Annotated in this window: 20 protein-coding genes and 5 pseudogenes; 7 read left to right on the forward strand and 18 right to left on the reverse strand. The window is 43.9% G+C overall.

The annotated features are described in order from the left end of the window. Nucleotides 1-201: 201 nt before the first annotated feature. The 18 genes and pseudogenes from E5329_RS32680 to E5329_RS31085 all read right to left on the reverse strand — a co-directional run bounded on the left by E5329_RS32680 (nt 202) and on the right by E5329_RS31085 (nt 11,949). A complete protein-coding gene (locus tag E5329_RS32680) occupies nt 202-357 on the reverse strand; it encodes a DUF3789 domain-containing protein (protein WP_408634696.1) in 156 nt (51 codons plus the stop codon). A gap of 76 nt (nt 358-433) precedes the next feature. After that, nucleotides 434-706 carry a DUF3788 family protein gene (locus E5329_RS24710; protein ID WP_135991932.1) on the reverse strand — a complete coding sequence of 91 codons (273 nt, stop codon included), beginning with the start codon at nt 704-706 and terminating at the stop codon, nt 434-436. A gap of 24 nt (nt 707-730) precedes the next feature. Then, complete coding sequence (locus tag E5329_RS24715) at nt 731-1,189, reverse strand: GNAT family N-acetyltransferase (protein ID WP_135991933.1); 459 nt, start codon at nt 1,187-1,189, stop codon at nt 731-733. Between the two features lie 51 nt (nt 1,190-1,240). Further along, nucleotides 1,241-1,705 (reverse strand): VOC family protein, encoded by a 465-nt coding sequence (locus E5329_RS24720; protein WP_135991934.1) that lies wholly within the window; start codon nt 1,703-1,705, stop codon nt 1,241-1,243. Nucleotides 1,706-1,756: 51 nt separating this feature from the next. Next, entirely contained in the window at nt 1,757-2,314 is a 558-nt protein-coding gene (locus E5329_RS24725) for a DUF3795 domain-containing protein (protein WP_135991935.1), read from the reverse strand. 57 nt (nt 2,315-2,371) lie between these two features. After that, a pseudogene (locus E5329_RS24730) lies at nt 2,372-2,709 on the reverse strand (YdeI/OmpD-associated family protein); the annotation flags it as partial. Nucleotides 2,710-2,720: 11 nt separating this feature from the next. Then, nucleotides 2,721-3,425 (reverse strand): annotated as a pseudogene (locus E5329_RS24735) (nucleotidyl transferase AbiEii/AbiGii toxin family protein); the annotation flags it as partial. Nucleotides 3,426-3,440: 15 nt separating this feature from the next. After that, nucleotides 3,441-3,563, reverse strand: a complete 123-nt coding sequence (locus E5329_RS31075) for a hypothetical protein (RefSeq protein ID WP_275443703.1) — start codon at nt 3,561-3,563, stop codon at nt 3,441-3,443. Continuing rightward, nucleotides 3,563-4,159: a type IV toxin-antitoxin system AbiEi family antitoxin domain-containing protein gene (locus E5329_RS24740; RefSeq protein ID WP_135991936.1), complete on the reverse strand. Its 597-nt coding sequence runs from the start codon at nt 4,157-4,159 to the stop codon at nt 3,563-3,565. Before E5329_RS24740 ends, E5329_RS31075 begins: the two co-directional genes overlap by 1 nt. A 248-nt stretch (nt 4,160-4,407) precedes the next feature. Continuing rightward, the gene (locus tag E5329_RS24745; RefSeq protein WP_135991937.1) at nt 4,408-4,806 is read right to left on the reverse strand and encodes a transposase; all 399 of its coding nucleotides are present in this window, start codon (nt 4,804-4,806) and stop codon (nt 4,408-4,410) included. Nucleotides 4,807-4,827: 21 nt separating this feature from the next. Next, complete coding sequence (locus tag E5329_RS24750) at nt 4,828-5,733, reverse strand: ISAs1 family transposase (protein ID WP_168356758.1); 906 nt, start codon at nt 5,731-5,733, stop codon at nt 4,828-4,830. Then, nucleotides 5,681-6,262 (reverse strand): hypothetical protein, encoded by a 582-nt coding sequence (locus E5329_RS24755; RefSeq protein WP_135991939.1) that lies wholly within the window; start codon nt 6,260-6,262, stop codon nt 5,681-5,683. Before E5329_RS24755 ends, E5329_RS24750 begins: the two co-directional genes overlap by 53 nt. A gap of 230 nt (nt 6,263-6,492) precedes the next feature. After that, the gene (locus E5329_RS24760) at nt 6,493-7,236 is read right to left on the reverse strand and encodes an ABC transporter permease (RefSeq protein ID WP_135991940.1); all 744 of its coding nucleotides are present in this window, start codon (nt 7,234-7,236) and stop codon (nt 6,493-6,495) included. Continuing rightward, nucleotides 7,233-7,964: pseudogene (locus tag E5329_RS32320) on the reverse strand (ABC transporter ATP-binding protein). Before E5329_RS32320 ends, E5329_RS24760 begins: the two are co-directional and overlap by 4 nt. Then, nucleotides 7,961-8,863, reverse strand: a complete 903-nt coding sequence (locus tag E5329_RS24770) for a helix-turn-helix transcriptional regulator (protein ID WP_135991941.1) — start codon at nt 8,861-8,863, stop codon at nt 7,961-7,963. Before E5329_RS24770 ends, E5329_RS32320 begins: the two are co-directional and overlap by 4 nt. A gap of 56 nt (nt 8,864-8,919) precedes the next feature. Beyond that, on the reverse strand, nt 8,920-11,175 hold the full coding sequence (locus tag E5329_RS24775; RefSeq protein WP_135991942.1) for an ATP-binding cassette domain-containing protein: 2,256 nt from the start codon (nt 11,173-11,175) through the stop codon (nt 8,920-8,922). A 97-nt stretch (nt 11,176-11,272) separates the two neighbouring features. Beyond that, nucleotides 11,273-11,620: a class B sortase gene (locus E5329_RS31080; RefSeq protein ID WP_330572337.1), complete on the reverse strand. Its 348-nt coding sequence runs from the start codon at nt 11,618-11,620 to the stop codon at nt 11,273-11,275. Further along, a complete protein-coding gene (locus E5329_RS31085; RefSeq protein ID WP_275443705.1) occupies nt 11,539-11,949 on the reverse strand; it encodes a sortase family protein in 411 nt (136 codons plus the stop codon). The genes E5329_RS31080 and E5329_RS31085 overlap by 82 nt, the downstream gene beginning before the upstream one ends. Before the next feature lie 205 nt (nt 11,950-12,154). Between E5329_RS31085 and E5329_RS24785 the strand changes: the two genes are divergently transcribed. The 7 genes and pseudogenes from E5329_RS24785 to E5329_RS24815 all read left to right on the forward strand — a co-directional run. Then, on the forward strand, nt 12,155-12,361 hold the full coding sequence (locus tag E5329_RS24785) for a DNA-binding protein (protein WP_135991943.1): 207 nt from the start codon (nt 12,155-12,157) through the stop codon (nt 12,359-12,361). Further along, nucleotides 12,354-12,866: an AlbA family DNA-binding domain-containing protein gene (locus E5329_RS24790; protein ID WP_135991944.1), complete on the forward strand. Its 513-nt coding sequence runs from the start codon at nt 12,354-12,356 to the stop codon at nt 12,864-12,866. Before E5329_RS24785 ends, E5329_RS24790 begins: the two co-directional genes overlap by 8 nt. Nucleotides 12,867-12,986: 120 nt before the next feature. Beyond that, the gene (locus tag E5329_RS24800; protein ID WP_168356759.1) at nt 12,987-13,595 is read left to right on the forward strand and encodes a helix-turn-helix domain-containing protein; all 609 of its coding nucleotides are present in this window, start codon (nt 12,987-12,989) and stop codon (nt 13,593-13,595) included. Nucleotides 13,596-13,629: 34 nt separating this feature from the next. After that, nucleotides 13,630-14,291 (forward strand): annotated as a pseudogene (locus tag E5329_RS32685) (response regulator transcription factor). Nucleotides 14,292-14,293: 2 nt separating this feature from the next. Continuing rightward, the gene (locus E5329_RS24810) at nt 14,294-15,373 is read left to right on the forward strand and encodes a HAMP domain-containing sensor histidine kinase (RefSeq protein WP_135991946.1); all 1,080 of its coding nucleotides are present in this window, start codon (nt 14,294-14,296) and stop codon (nt 15,371-15,373) included. Nucleotides 15,374-15,508: 135 nt separating this feature from the next. After that, nucleotides 15,509-15,661 carry a hypothetical protein gene (locus E5329_RS30060; RefSeq protein WP_168356760.1) on the forward strand — a complete coding sequence of 51 codons (153 nt, stop codon included), beginning with the start codon at nt 15,509-15,511 and terminating at the stop codon, nt 15,659-15,661. Next, a pseudogene (locus E5329_RS24815) lies at nt 15,658-16,224 on the forward strand (ABC transporter ATP-binding protein); the annotation flags it as partial. The gene E5329_RS30060 and the pseudogene E5329_RS24815, both read left to right, overlap by 4 nt. Nucleotides 16,225-16,279 lie beyond the last annotated feature (55 nt).

Below are 16,279 nucleotides of genomic sequence, written 5' to 3' on the forward strand. Positions count from 1 at the left end.
GTTCGGTAAACTCTTGTTCTTTTTCTCTCCTCAAAAATCGCAATTTCCTATAAAGCAAAAAAAGTGCCATCTGCTAAATGCAAATGACACTGTGATAACTCTGTTAAACTGTTTTTGGCTGAAACCAAACTTGATACTGATATATGTATTATAGCAGAATTCATCACAATAGTCAATCTGTCCGAAACGAAAGCGCAGGTTTTACTGCTTCTTATCTTCATGATTGTGCCGGTTTATCTGTAACTGGCACATAAATACCACCCCAAATATACTGCCTATGAGGAGTCCTGCAAAAAAACAAATAACATTCATCTCTATTTTTCCTCCTTCCTGGAAATATAAAAAAGATGCCACCATAAGGGCCGTATACCATAACAAATTGAAAGGCAAGACAGACCACTTCGGTTTATCTTGCCTTAACTCACTACACTTTTTATAAAATGCTCTTTAGAAACAGAGCAAAAACTGAAATTGTTATTTTCGGTTGGGTTTTCTTTTGATAGCCAATAATTTCATATAAACTACAAAGGGTCTTTCCACCTCTGCGATACTTATACTCGTAAGTCCAATTCTTACCACCAGTATTCCATAACTGTTCCATATCATATTTTTTATTAATAGCCGTACATAATGCTTGCCAAACTTCATACAAGGATTGTCCAAGTAATTCAGTCATAATTGATTGAGATGGTTTATTTTCAAGCATACTATCTCCTCCACAAACTGTAATTTAACGTACTCTCACGGTATTTGTGAGAACAAATCCTACTTTTTTGTACAGCATGAAAGCTTTATCATTCCATTTAGCAACATGTAACAAAATAGGCTCATTACTGGTTTGGCGAATATGGTTCATTCCCCATAATAAAAGTTGTTTTCCATATCCCCTATTTTGAAATTCCTTATTGACAATCAAATCGTCTATTTCGTTTCCATAACAGGCAATAGAACCAATAATTTCTTCCCCACTTACAAGCAAGAAAATATCCTTACTTTTTTCACGAACTTGTTTATAATCATTCAAAAAATTATACGGCTCAATAGCAAGAGATTTTCGCATTTCATAAAAGCAAGTATTATATATTTTCATGTATTGTTGAAAATACTTTTGCTCAAAAGGAATACACAAGATATTGCTTTTTTCAATATCATCTTTTACATATTTCATTTCATATGCTATTATTTCCATGCTGTAATTTCCCTTCTGCAACCCCCGATTTGTTTATTCGCCTACCGCACATTAACTATTCAAAAGCCTTGTCAAGTCCTCCACGGAAGCATCCATCTTCACAGAGACTTCCTCCATCGTCATGCCGGTAGCAAGAAAACGCTTTATCACCATTTTCATATCCTCGCCAACCTCAATGATATGTCCGTCCAAATCGTAGAACCGTATCACCCGCTGTCCCCAGCTATGCTCAATTACTTCTCCCAAACATTCAATGTTTGAATACTCTTTCAGCTTACTCAGAAAACCATCAAAATCCTGTTCTTCAAAAACAATTTCTGCATTGTTGGATTTTTTTAATATCTTTTCCTTCGGCAGATTCACAAGCCAGTCAAAATCCTGCTGCAATGCCAAGCCGCATGTAAAAGCAATGTTTCTTCCGTAATCCTGATAAACCTCCAGGCTAAATAAATCTTCATAGAACTTTCTTGCAGCTTTTATATCCGCTACCGATATCACTGTACATACATACTTCATACCATTACTCCTGTCAAACTTTTTAGTACCCCTTATCTCGTCTAGCTTGCCTTAGCCTCTCTTTTTCTTACGCAGCTTCAAATCAATGTTTTTCTTTGCCGCTGCCTCCTGAAGCAATCCCACTACAAAAGCACTTTTTTCTTTGAGCGTCCATGTTTCCATATCGTCCTTCTTCTTTTTAATTTCCTTTATCACTTCGCGAAGCTCCTGCATGCCCAACAGGTTGACCGCAACACAAAACATGGTCTTTTGGCGACCAGCATTATACTCCGACAGGAGAACGTTCAATATTGCCGCCTTTTCTATCTGTTCCGCATTGTAGACTTCAATTCCCGACTCTTTGGCTTTCTCCAGATCAGCCCTTCTGTGGAAATGTGTTATAAAAGAATCAAAATCGTCAATATGTTCATATTTGGGGCATGGGTATTCACTGCACTGAAAGCAGTATTCTATGCCGGTATGTTCCATGCTGCACTTTGCAATTCTGCACGATTGATTACCCTCTCCCCCACCGCAGCCGGGGCAATATTTATTTAAAAACATGGGGCAAAGGCCGCAATTCAGCCCACAGAGTGAAAACAATTGATTTTGTCGGTTAAATCCCTTCATGATACCTCCATACGCTATTTCTCAATTTGTAATTGGATGTAATCCCAACAATGGACACTGACCGTTTTTCTTGGCTTCTTCAATTTTCTTTCTGCCAAAATCGGTCATAAGTCCCCGTTCTTCAAGGGTTTTAACCAATGCTTTATTTTTCTCTGACCACTTGCTCTTCTCCCTACGCATTGAAAAATATTTCTTATACGTTTTATCGTCGATACTTTTCATCTGACCATCAATCCAACCAAAGCAGAGAGCCTCTTCAAGTGCTTCTGCTGCCTTTATCGTTTTCGGTCCGCCAGCTTTGCCAAATAAAAGCAAAAGCCATCATTTGACAGGCAATGCTCAGAAAGCCACTTTCTAAATTCCTCCCTGCCTGCAAATTTCATTATATCACTCATTATACGCTCCTTTATTCTATATCAATCAGCTTTGCAATCTCCTCGACTGTATCCAAAAGCACATGGAACTCCAGCCCTTCTGCATAACTGTTTTCCGCTGCGTAATTCCGCCACAGGCTGTAAAGTGCAGTTTCCTCACGCATATCCCTCATGATATCCTTCCAGTCTTTCAGCATATCCATTGATTCTCTTTTGACAGCAGTATGCTCTATCGCCATTTTTAAGATATCCGGTCTGACGCTGTCTTTACGCTCATGATAGAGAACATGCAGATCATAAAAATCCCTGGCTCTTGTATTTCCTATGTTCCGGCGAATAATGGTTTCATACTTTTCAGCCAGCACCGTCTCTATGGTGTACGCCATAATCGAAACTGTTTTATCCTCAAATATGAACGGATAATCATATTGAGAGGCTGCCGGGGTAATCTTATCTCCGGTTGTGACATCCACCTTCATCGGGCTGTTTATCTTCCCATATTTTGCAGCTATATGAATACGGAAATTATTATAGGCATCCTCTTCACGGATTGGCTCTATACACTGATATTCAAAGGTTATCCCATCGTCTGTATCAATCGCAAGAATCTCCTTAAAGATTTTGACGATTTCCTCTTCCTCAAGCTGTATCCCTCTTACGGTAGTGTCCATGTCCATTTTGGTTCTGGCTTCAATTCCAATCATTGAGGAAATCAGCAGACCGCCTTTGAGGATAAAGTTCTTTGCATAAGGCTATACGGCAAGCCTCTCTAAAATGCGTTCAAACATAAACATATGCTGCACATCCAAAGCCCTCAGATTGTTCTTTGACGCAAAATTTCGGATCGCGCCCTTTAGCTGTTCTGGTGTTTTCATTACAATACCTCCATGTAAGTCCTTATTTTTTCTTCAATTCCGAAGGCTTTTCCATACTTCAGCAATTTGCGGACATCCGGCCGGTTTTTAAAATAATCCTTGATTGACTGAACATAAAGCTGCTTTTCTATCTGGTTTTTATCTTTCATCAGATCACAAAGACATCTCTCTCTGTCATATAAACGAATCATAGCGCCCTGCGGCGAACGTGCTTCCGTTATGCCAAGACTATAGAATTCCTTCATAATATAATGAGCCCTGATTTTTTGATTATCTCGAAGCAGTCTTGAAATATTTTCGCCATGAGGGACTGAAATATCGAATGTATGTGGTATGATGTCCGTCAATCCCCAGATATACAGCGCTGTCCCATAAGAAAAAATGAGGCTGGAGCATTGCACCTGAAGCAAAGCAAACTCATCAATATCACAGTCAGCAGGAGCATAAATCCCTTTCCGAATTCTTTCAAGCAAGCCACTGTCTACATATTTCTTTAAGACTGCCCTGTTGATTCCCGCCGCTTCAATTTGCGATGTTTTTACAAATCCATTTCCGTCTTCAGCCATCGCCTGAATCTTATTATAAACCTCATCCACAGAAATCACCTCCACGCACTCTACATTCTTTCTTCAATTATATCTTATTGACGAACGAATGTAAAGAGCTTTTAGCATTAGTCTAGGGTTGTTTCAGGAAGGATTTATAGAATGTTTTTCGAATCATATGATAAAATTCGCTCTATAGTATGACTTTTTCAGTTTTTCAACAGTCATTACCACGAAAAAAAGCGCGCAAAGTCCCCCTATCGTTTCATTTACATTTATTGAAAAATCAAAAAACTGGTTTAATAAAAACTTGGTATTGGATCAAAGATCCATTTTATCGCAACGGAAAAATCATCTGTTATCTCATCTATCACATCAATTACCAGTTCCCTGTCTTTTGGTTCATCGATCTGCATGAGCCGGATGATATTATATGCTGTTTTCCGTAATACAGATAAAATATTTTTGGAGTTCCTTGCTGTACACTTATCTTCCAGAAAATCCTCATCCAAGACATGGTGCAGACAGTTTTCAATCCGCCAGTGGGCCCTTTTGTATCTGGCAAACTCTTCCGCCGTCAAAACATTATTAGAAACCATGCCAACTTTTTGTATTTGATCTGTAAGCTCGTCTCCCTCTGTTGGCTTTGGGCGCTTCCTGCTTCCTTGCTTTAAGAAGGTTTCCTTATCCGGAGTCACATCATTCCTATCTGCATCGATCTATTTTGGTATCCGCACCTGGCAGCTGGAAGCAATGCTGCATATAAAAGGCAGTTCCTTCCGTATCTTTCCAATCGCGTCATCGTTTGTGTAACATTTGACTTCCCGATGTTCCACTCGTTCCCTGTTCTTTTCACATCTGCTATATTCGCTGTAGCGACCTTTGTTTTCCATTGCAAACTGTTCTGGTTCCGCCTCTTTTTCTTTCTCAAGTTTCCCAAAAATATTCTGGATCTCCTGATAGGTCGCCGGACAGTTCTTTTTAATCTGCTGCACGAAATATCCGCTTTTCTCCTCTATCATACGCAGGATGGCTTCGGTCGCTCCAATTGCATTTATCGTGACTGCGCTTCCTGTGATGTCAGGTATTTCCAGCAGTTTTGGGATTGCCGTCATTTCATTTGTTTTCTCTGGGATTGGAACCTGTGCGAGCACCAGATTGGTCGCAGCATCCATGGCATTTAAAATATAGGGTTCTTTCTTATCCTTTATCTTTTCTGTTGCTGCCCTCAGCACCTTCCCGTCAATCACGATATGGATCCCTTTCGTGCCTAAAATATTTCCGATCCAATCCGTAAATGCCAGGGACTGCAGTTCCTCGTCCATTCCGCAGGCGATCCGTGAAAATGTGGAAAGCGAAGGGATTCCATTTTCCAGGGTCAGGTGCTTTTTCAGTTTTTCCTGATTCCTTTTTGCCCATTTTACGATACGCCGCAGGGAGGTTTTTTCCGCCAGGAATCCCAGGGCTATGAACAGCAGGATCTCCACATGGCTATGCTTATGTTTCCGGGCACAGCGTGGATCCGGCATTTCCCTAAAATACTCTGCCAACGGTTTGACCAGAAACGCTGTTTTAGTCCACCTCCAAATTGATATGAAAACGCTCCAGAATTTCACGCTGCTCATCCGATATCCTGGATATGAGCTTATTTCCATCCATATAAATCAAATATATTGTGGAAAGACGTTTTAAATCCTTCAGATCGGCACCGGTTTCTTTTTGCATCCGAAATATCAGAGAACTTTTCTGAGCGCCATACTGTATATGCGGATCCAATGCCTCTACAGATCCACGTTCGGCCGATATGTAGGACTCTGCCGACTCCTTAAGGATGACAAAATCAAGAACTTTCCGCCATTCTTTCCCCAACGGTTCTTTCCAGCTTTGTGGGCAAAGGATCTCGACCGCTCTGGAAAATCCAAACTCCTTTACGGATGCATCCGTCAGTGTGACTTTCTTCTTATCTGATTGAATGACGCCTTCCGGAGTGATCACTCCGATATAAGTATCTACGGGTTGGGGATATTTCTTTCCAGGAACCCGCCTTGAGGTTCGCTTGTAAAGGTAATACCTCTCCCCTTTTTTCTTGACTGTAGTCCCTCTGGTCCGATACTTCTGTACCCAATCCGGATATGTTTTTCCTGTTTTTGGCATAATATCCTCCTTTCAAACACCCTGCTAATCCTGTTTTAAGTATAGGTATATTATACCTATACTTATAGATATTATACCTCTATAATAACAAAAAGTCGAGAGTAAAAAGCTGCTCTGTATAGCAGCTTTTACCCTCGATAAATCCTATGCTCTTCCACTTATTTATTTTTCTTCATGAAACAACCCTAATAGATTTACTTTTTCCGGTAAAATTCATTCTTTATTTTTTGCTATTCCCACTTAAAGCATTTGACTGCAACACCTGTACAAATCACGGTAACAGCCATCATAACCACAACCGGAATCCAGATATGCTCTACCGGCTGCCCCAAAGAGGTTGCCTTCATAAGCTGGATTCCCTGGGTCAGCGGAAACAGGGAAACAATCTTCTGCATAACCCCCGGCATGACCTCGAAAGGAAGCGTTGCCCCGGAAAATATCAGCATAGGGAAGTACAGCGCACTGGCAATCACGCTTGCCATTTTCTCGTTTTTCGCAATACCGCCCACCATCATGCCGATACTCAGAGTGGAAGCCATTGTCAGGAGCCAGCTTCCGATAAACGCCAGCCAGCTCCCGTGGAGTGTTACTCCCCAGAACAGCACGGCAATCGGAAAGAGCAATACCATGGAAACAAGTGCATACAGCACATAGATGGTAAATTCCACGCCCAGCAGCATCACCGGGCTGATCGGCGTAACACGGAAGCGTTTCAGAATCTTGCGCTCCCTGTACCCGGACACCACCAACGGCAATCCCATCAGGCCGCATGCACAAATGGAAATGGTACATACCGCACTCATGGACTGCTCCAGAAACGTATAGCCCGCGCCTTCAAATGCCGGCTTTGCCTGATAGATAAAGCCAAGGACGACCAGCACAACTATCGGCATGATAATTGCGAAGATCACCATGTTCATATTCCGGATATTCAGTTTCAGTTCTGTCTTCAAAAGCTTTGTAAAGGTTCTCATGCGCCGATTCCCTCCTCGTCATCCGAATATTTTAAGTATGCATCCTCGAACTTCTCACAGCCGCTCTCGGATTTTGCCTGTTCCACAGTTCCGTAGAATACGGGTTCCCCCTTTTTCAAAATGCAGATTTCATCACAGAGGGCTTCCACTTCATCCATGAAATGAGAAGTCAGGAAAATAGTCAGGCCCTGTTTCTTCAAATCCTCAAGGATCTTCCAGACCGTGCGGCGCGCCCTGGCATCCAGACCGGTGTTCAGTTCATCCAGAAAGACCAGTTTGGGATTCGGTATCAGAGCCAGCACAATAAACAACCGCTAGCGCTCTCCTCCCGACAGGCTCTTTACCGCATTCTTCAGCTTGTCTCCAATTCCAAAGCGTTCGCAAAGCTGCCTCCAGTCTGCAGGGTTTTTATACAGGCATTCGATTTCTTCGCAAAGCTCAAATACCTTAATCTCCGGCTGGTAATCCCCCTCTTGAAACTGAACGCCTACTTCCTGGAACAGCTTCCTGCGGTCCTTTTTCGCATGGTACCCCAATACCGAAACTTCTCCGGAATCGGCCTGTTTCGTACCCAGAATACTCTCGATTGTCGTACTTTTCCCGGCGCCGTTGGCGCCCAGCAGCCCGAATACCATACCAGTTTTGACGGATAGGTTTAGGCCGTCTACCACCGCTTTTCCGTTATAACTTTTTCTAAGGTTTGTTACCTTGATTGCTTCTTCTCTCATTTTGTCCCCCTTTTCTGAATGGCACGCATTTCAATATATCCGCGCTCACCGCGCGGTTCCAGCTGGATGCGCGGATTACTGTCATCCCACTCATATCCAATCACGGACGGATCATAGTGGTTTAAGGAATACTGCACGGAAAGGATCGCCTGGGAATAGTCCTCCTCCTGGAACGGTTCTCCCTGTACCACCAGATATTCCGCCATGGGCAGGGAAATGATATCAAATCCTTCCGGTATTCCACCGGCATAATCCGGCGCTACCTCTACCCCCTGTACATAGGTGGATGTTCCCGGCTTTTTATATTCTTCCGGAAGCCAGAGGCAGACCGGCTCACCGCACAGGGAATCCATGCTCATCAGAATTCCCCACACCTCACAGTTCACTTCCGCACAATAGTCGAAATAATCCTCCGCTTTGATTCCTCTTTTTATAATCACCTTGCGCTCCGGTTTGCGGATCACTTGGACAAAAACGCTCTGCAAATTTTCCATATCAACAATATCCTTTCTGAGCTCTCTGAATTTGACTCCGTATGGGATAAACAATCCGATCGGAACCGGGTCTTTTACGTATTCCCCAGGATTGCATCCGAATTCTTTGTAAAAAGCGCGGGTGTATCCGTCCACGCTTTCAAATCCGCAGTCATAAGCTGCATCAATTACTAGGCATTGCTCCTTTTTCAGCCGCATAGCCGAATAGGAAAGCCGCAGCCGGCGGATATACTCTGCCGGGGTCATTCCCAGATAATTCTTGAACAGCCGGTAGGAATGCCAACTTGAAAAAAGCGAGACTTCAGAAAGATTCGCCAGTGTGATCTCCTCTTCCAGATGTTCTTCTATATATTCCTGCATCCGCTGTACCGCTTTCATCTGCTCCTGCACTTCATTCACCTCCATCCGTATCTCTTATTTTACCATGAACACTGGAACGCCTCTCGACTTTTTTTGCTGTCTCAGCCTTCCAGTGACTTACGCAGATATTTTGCGGTAATGGTATCTGCATGGTCTGCCATTTCCTGCGGCGTACCTGTAAATACAATCTCACCGCCCATACTGCCGCCGTCCGGCCCGATATCAATCACGTAATCCGCAAGCTTTACCACATCCATATTGTGTTCGATTACAATTACGGTATTGCCGCGCTTTACAAAGCCGTCCAGCAGCTCCATGACTTTCTTAATATCCGAAGCATGTAAGCCTGTCGTCGGCTCATCCAGCACATAAATGTTACCCTTCTGATCCAGATATTTCGCCAGCTTCACACGCTGACGCTCTCCGCCGGATAAGGTAGACAGGGGCTGCCCCAAAGAAAGATAGGATAAACCCACTTCCACCATGGCGTGAAGCGCCTTGCGGATCTTCGGACAGTCGGAGAAGAATGTTTCCGCCTCCCCTGCGTTCATATCCAGGATCTCTACGATATTTTTTCCATGATAGGCGTAGGACAGGGCTTCGTCGCTGTAACGGCTGCCGCCGCAGGCTTCACAGGTAGTTGTCACCGGGTCCATAAAGACCAGCTCTGTGATGATGACGCCCTTTCCTTTACAATTCGGACAGGCGCCTTTGCTGTTAAAGGAGAACAACGCCGCACCGACGTCGTTTTCCTTGCCCATCCGTTTGCGTATCTCGTCAAAGAATCCCAAAAAGGTTGCCGGAGTAGAACGTCCTGTAGCCGTAACTGGAGACTGGTCTACGAAAATTACCTGTTCTGCGCACTTCTCAGCGAAAACATCCCGGATTAACGAGCTTTTCCCGGAACCGGCCACACCGGTCACGGCGGTCAGCACATGCAGCGGAATGTCAATGGAAATGTTTTTCAGGTTATGAATGGCTGCATCCCGTACCGGCAGGAACTCCTTTGGTTTTCTTGGCATAGCTTTTACCGGTGTTTTCTGCTGCATGGCATTCCCGGTCAGTGTACCGGACCCCAAAAGTCCTTTATAGCTGCCCTGGTAAAGAACCTCTCCGCCGTTTCTGCCTGCCAGCGGTCCAATGTCAATTACTTCATCGGCAATGGAGATCACGTCCTTGTCATGTTCCACCACCAAAACCGTGTTTCCTTTATCCCGCAGACTGCAAAGCAGCTTGGTCATGCGGTGGACGTCGCGGGGATGCATCCCGGTGCTTGGTTCGTCAAAGATATATGTCATGCCGGTCAGGGCGCTGCCCATATGACGCACCAGCTTGAGGCGCTGTGCCTCGCCGCCGGACAAGGTTGCGGACTCCCTGTTCAGGGAAAGATACGGCAGCCCAATATCAATCATGCGTGTAAGGGTGAGCACCAGGCTTTCTGCGATGGATTTGCCCTTCGAGTCTGTAATCGTCTCCAGCACGTTTCTCAGCTCTGTCAATTCCATCTCACACAATTCGTTAATCGAATAGCCTGCCACTTTACAGGAAAGTGCAGCCGCATTCAGGCGTTTTCCATGGCAAAGCGGACATTCAGAAGGATGGACATAGCTTGCCAGCCGTTTCGCAGAGGTCTCACCCATTTCAGAGCTGTCCCGTTTCAGCAGCAGCCGGCTCATCATATTATGGATGCCTTCCACTTGCTTGGATACTCGGTCTCCACCGGGCTCCTCTGCACCATATAGCAAGAGATTCCTCTCTTTCTCTGAATAATCCCTCCATTTTTTATCCAGGTCAAACAGGCCGCTCTCTGTATATTGTTTCCAGTACCAGTTTCCCACATGAAAAGTAGACAGGTCTACCATACCCTCATTCAAGCTTTTGTCTTCTGCAATCAGCGGCAGAATATCCAGCGTCATTACCTTGCCGATACCAGAGCATTCCGGACACATCCCATTCGGATCGTTAAAGGAAAAGTAAGAGGGAGTGCCGATATGCGGTTCGCCTATCCGGCTGTAAAGCAGCCGCAGGGCAGCGTACATGTCGCTGATGGTTCCTACGGTGGAGCGGGCATTTCCGCCCAGGCTGGTCTGGTCAATCACAACGGAGGCAGACAGGTTTTCGATTTTGTCTGCCCTTGGCTTTTCGAACTTGGGCAGCCTGCCCCGGACAAAGGCAGAATAGGTTTCATTCATCTGGCGCTGGCTTTCCGCAGCAATAGTGTCAAATACAATGCTGGATTTTCCGGAACCGGACACCCCTGTAAAGACTACGATTTTTCCTTTCGGGATTTCAAGGGAAATATTTTTCAGGTTGTTCTGGCACAACCCTTGTATCACAATGCTGTTTTGATATGACATATCATGGATCCTTCTTTCTTCTGATTTTCTCATATCAGTATAACAAACAGCAAAAAAAGCCTCTCGACTTTTTTTGCTGTTGCAAATGCGCTTATAGTTATCGAACGATACCCAATAACACAAACCTTGCATTATCAAACTCATAACTGCAGGTAGAAAGCGTAACGATTCGATCTGTGACTGCCGGAATCATATCACTTTCAAAACAAGAACGGCTCCTGGCTGCCTCCAGCCAAGCTTCAAATTTTGTATCCGGCTCCGGCATTATTAGTAGTATGGTCGGATGTGCCTGATAAAACTCCTGCTTTTTGTATTGCGTCAAACCGGAAAACATGGTACCGTTTTTCATATGGTGCCCATAGATTATGCTGTGCCGGTCTGAGAAATCCGGCACGTTTCGGCTGTCCAGGAAGATGCATCCCGAACTGTTCCATTTCCGTTGAATAAATGCTTCAGATAATACTGGTTGTCTGTACCTTGCACCACCGGATAATTGATTTCTGTGCCTTCAATATAGACCCATGCTACAATATCCGGATTGATTTCTTTCAGTGCGGCAAAATCTACCGCCGGCCAGTTGATGTTGGTATTCTCATCAGACGGATTCTCATCTTTTTGTCCGTCTTCACCCACCGTAACATACTGTTCGACATCCGTATAGGCTGAGTCGCCTTCCTCATATTCCTTGAGCTGCCGATAAATCTGGAAGGCGCCTAAAGCAAAAATCCCTGTAAAAATCAAAATGAGTATGGCGTAAATTATTCTCTTATTCATACAAACGCTCCTTTCTCTATCAGATATTACACGGAAAAGGAGCTGCGATTACAACAAAAAATGGTAAACCATCCCTGACCTCTTGGCTTTGTCATTTAAACCCCTGCAGGTTTTCGGCTGCCATATTCTAAATTTCTGCAAATCTCTTGATATTATTCTCCATTGTGAATATAATAAATATAGAGAATAAAAAGGAGCGACTGCTATGAAATACATTTCAACGAGTGAAGCTGCCGCAAAATGGGGACTTTCCAGGCGGCGGGTGGCAATCCTTTGTAAAGAGAACCGTATCGAAGGCGTCCAGAGGGCCGGTCAGACATGGATTATACCAGAAACGGCAGAAAAACCTGCTGACGCACGAATTAAGAGCGGAAAATATATCAAGAAATGCGAGGAACAAAGCAATGCCTGAAAATCAGAATATAGAATGGAAATCAAAATGGCGAGATGATTATCTTGAATGGATCTGCGGTTTTGCCAATGCCCAGGGCGGAAGGATTTATATTGGATGTGATGATAACAGGCATATTATAGGGCTTGACAATACCCGGAAGCTTTTAGAGGACATTCCCAATAAGGTCCGCAATGCCATGAGCATAGTTGTAGATGTAAACCGGTTAGTGGAAGATGGAAAAGAATATATCGAAATTGTAGTTCCGCCCTATCCTGTTGCTATTTCCTGCAAAGGCGTTTACTATTACCGCAGCGGAAGCACTATGCAAACGCTCTCCGGTCCTGAACTGGAAAGCTTCATTCTCCGCAAACGGGGCGCTTCCTGGGATAATATGCCTCTGCCCGGTTTTACCATTGACGATATTGATGATGCCCTGGTCCAGAAATTCAAAACCCTGGCCGCAAAAAAGGGAAGAATTGACGAGAGCGTTCTGTCAGAGTCAAAGGCAGAAAACTGGGCGTGAGCCGAAAAACAATCTCTTCAAGAATTAAATCCCTTAAAGATAAAGGTGTCCTCCAACGGGTCGGATCTGATACGAAAGGGCATTGGCAAATCAAAAATGGGAAGTAAAGGAGGCCAACGGATGCCAAGGCAATTCAAAACAGCAAGACAAATCAATAAATTAAAAGTAATCGAGGCTGCTGAAAAACTTGGCGTTTCCCAACCGACACTCAGTGCATGGGAGGGCGAACGGAAATCTCCCTCGATAGATGGGCTTGAAAATATGGCTGACCTATATGGTGTCACAACCGATTTTTTGTTGGGACGCTCTGATATGCAAACTCAGGATTTCAAGCAGCCAATTTCACTACAGGCATTGCCGGCTTTTCATGGCAGACCGGTATGGTCTGCCACATATGGATGGCTGCTGGTGAATGCCGCAGATAAACTGCTGACTTTTCCTGACGGCCATACCTTGCCGTTTTCCGATATTATTGGTGAATTGTTTATATTTGCTCCTCCGTTTTCCGAAGCAGAACCTCCGAAAGAACCGCCGCTGTCCCGTTCTGAAATCAGCATGCAAAAAGAAATCTGGCTGGAGCCAATTTTCCCAGACTCAGATTTAAGAAGGGAACTGCGGGGATGGTATCAGGTAAAAGACCGATTTGTTCAGAATGAGTATGGCAATCGGTTTTATCTGGATACTTATGGTTCCAAATGGCTGGCATTCTCTTTTGAAATTAAATTATGATAACATTTTAATTAAAACGAAATGAGGTGGGCGCGTGGCAATTATTTTGATTGCAGAAGATGAAAAAGGAATGCAGACTATTATTGCTGATTATATGAAACGTGGCGGCCATACCTGTATTACTGCTGACGACGGCATAGATGCTATTTCCATATTAAAAAACAATTCTTTGGATTTAGCCATTTTAGATATTATGATGCCTCATCTGGATGGTTTTTCGGTCTGCCGAATGGCAAGGGAAATGTCCGATCTCCCCATTCTGTTTCTGACTGCAAAAGGCACGGAAGAAGATAAGCTAAGAGGATATGGGTATGGTGCAGATGACTATGTAACCAAACCATTCAGCCCCAAAATACTGCTTGCAAAAGTCAATGCTCTTCTCCGACGTTCCGGTGGGATACCTCAAGAAGTCATACAAGCAGGCGGTATATCATTGCTCCCCTATTCTCGTGCTGTTTCGGTAAATGGCGCCGAAATTGAATTAACGCATAAGGAATTTGAATTGTTACACTTTTTATGCAAAATAAAAATCAGGTGTTTTCCCGTGAGCAGCTTCTTAACCGTATTTGGGGCTATGATTTTGAAGGGAATACCCGTACTGTTGATACACATATCAAAACACTGCGCCAAAAGCTTGGTAGTGAAAGCCGACGCATTGTAACACTAATCCGTTCCGGATACAAGTTTGAGGTGTAGTTATGAATAAGAAGGAAAAGATTTACAATCTCTATTCTGTGCGCAAAAAAACGATGATCCTTTCCAAACTTGCCGGTGGGATGCTGGTATTGTTTTACCTTGTAACTGAGGACCTTCCAATGAGTCGCAATGCAAGCTTCTGGATCTGGTTCACCCTCCTGATCGCTGTTATCATTGGAGTTGACTGTCTTTTAGGCAGGCTGATTTCAAAACCACTGCACAAAATCAACGACACCGCCAAGCAAATGGCAGAATTGGATTTTTCTGCCCACTGCGACATCCAAACGAAGGATGAGTTTGGTGAATTATCTAAGAGCCTGAATACTATGTCATCCAACCTACAGGAAGCGTTGGATAAACTGGAGGCGGCGAATTCCCAACTAGAGAAAGATGTTGCACATGAACGGATCTTACTACATGAAAGAAGAGAACTGGTAGACCGTCTATCTCACGAGATGAAGACTCCCCTGGGGCTGATCCGGGCCTATACGGAAGGATTGGATGGGGAAATAGATTCGGAAAAAAGACAACAATACATGAATGCAATCCTGGATGCCATAGAACGTATGGACGATTTAATTATTTCGCTTTTGGATCTCTCGGCATTAGAATCTGGCGTCGCCAAGTTAGCAAAGGAGCGTTTTGACTTTATAGAACTTGTGGAAACAGTTGCTGGACGCCTGTTGCTTGATACGCCAGAAACAAATTATGTATTCCACTATGAACTTCCAGAGGACAAGGTTTTTATACTGGCTGACCGCCAGCGTATGGAACAAGTGGTTAACAACCTGATTGGAAATGCAAAAAAGTATGCAGACACAAACGGCGAAATCCGATTGTCGGTAATATGTGGACAAGAACGCCTGTGTTTCAGTATATTCAACCAGTGCAAGCCAATTCCGGTAGATGAGCTTACCAAATTATGGGGGAAATTCTACCGGCGTCAGAACCAATCCTCAAAAGGTTCTGGGCTGGGGCTTGCAATTGTCGCCCAGGTGCTTTCGATATACAACGTACCATACGGTGCGCGCTGTGTAGAACACGGAGTTGAATTTTTCTTTGAGTTTCCCATTGTAAAATAATAGAATTCCATTTTCCCTGTCTTCCATCTTGAAGGCAGGGCTTTCAATTTCACACCGATTTCACAGCTACCGCACTTCCATTTCACTTCATTTTTATAAACTGGCGTCATCAAATTAAAAAGGAGGAACAAAATTATGTTTTTAGGTTTGGAATGGTATTGGTGGCTGGTTGTTGTAGCGGCATTAATTATTACGATTCCGCTGAAAATAAAGTTTATGAAATGGTGGGAAACCCGCCAGTCGGAAAAGAAAAAGAACCAACGTGGAAAGTGGGGCGATGATGAATGATTGATGTTAAAGATCTGACATTTTCATATGGGAAAGACAACCAAGCGCTTCATGGACTGAATTTCATTGTAAACAAGGGTGAAATCTTCGGTTTTCTGGGTCCAAACGGTTCTGGCAAATCAACAACGCAAAAAATCCTGACCGGAATCCTGAAGGGGCATGGCGGAACAGTTTCACTGTTTGGTCAGGATATCTCCACTGTCCATGCGCAGGATTTCTTTCAGCGAATTGGCGTCCTGTTTGAATTTCCTTATCTGTATGCTAATTTAAGCGCAATAGACAATTTAAAATATTTTTCATCCTTCTATCCCAAAGAGCAAGTTCAAGATCCAGAAGAGCTGTTGGAGAGATTAGAGTTCAAACGTGATTTTCTGAAAAAGCCGGTCGCTTCCTACTCAAAAGGGATGCGCCAGCGCGTCAGTATGGCGCGGGCATTGATCAGTAGTCCCAGACTGCTGTTTTTGGATGAACCAATCAGTGGCTTAGATCCTTCTGGCGCAGTTTTATTCCGGAAGATTATCGAGGAGGAACAAAAAAAGGGCACAACCGTTTTTATAACAACCCAGCTCTGACGCTTAAATTTATACTTATACTCTCAGAGTACATTGGATTCTATTT

Source organism: Petralouisia muris (assembly GCF_004793545.1).
Classification (GTDB): Bacteria; Bacillota; Clostridia; order Lachnospirales; family Lachnospiraceae; genus Petralouisia; species Petralouisia muris.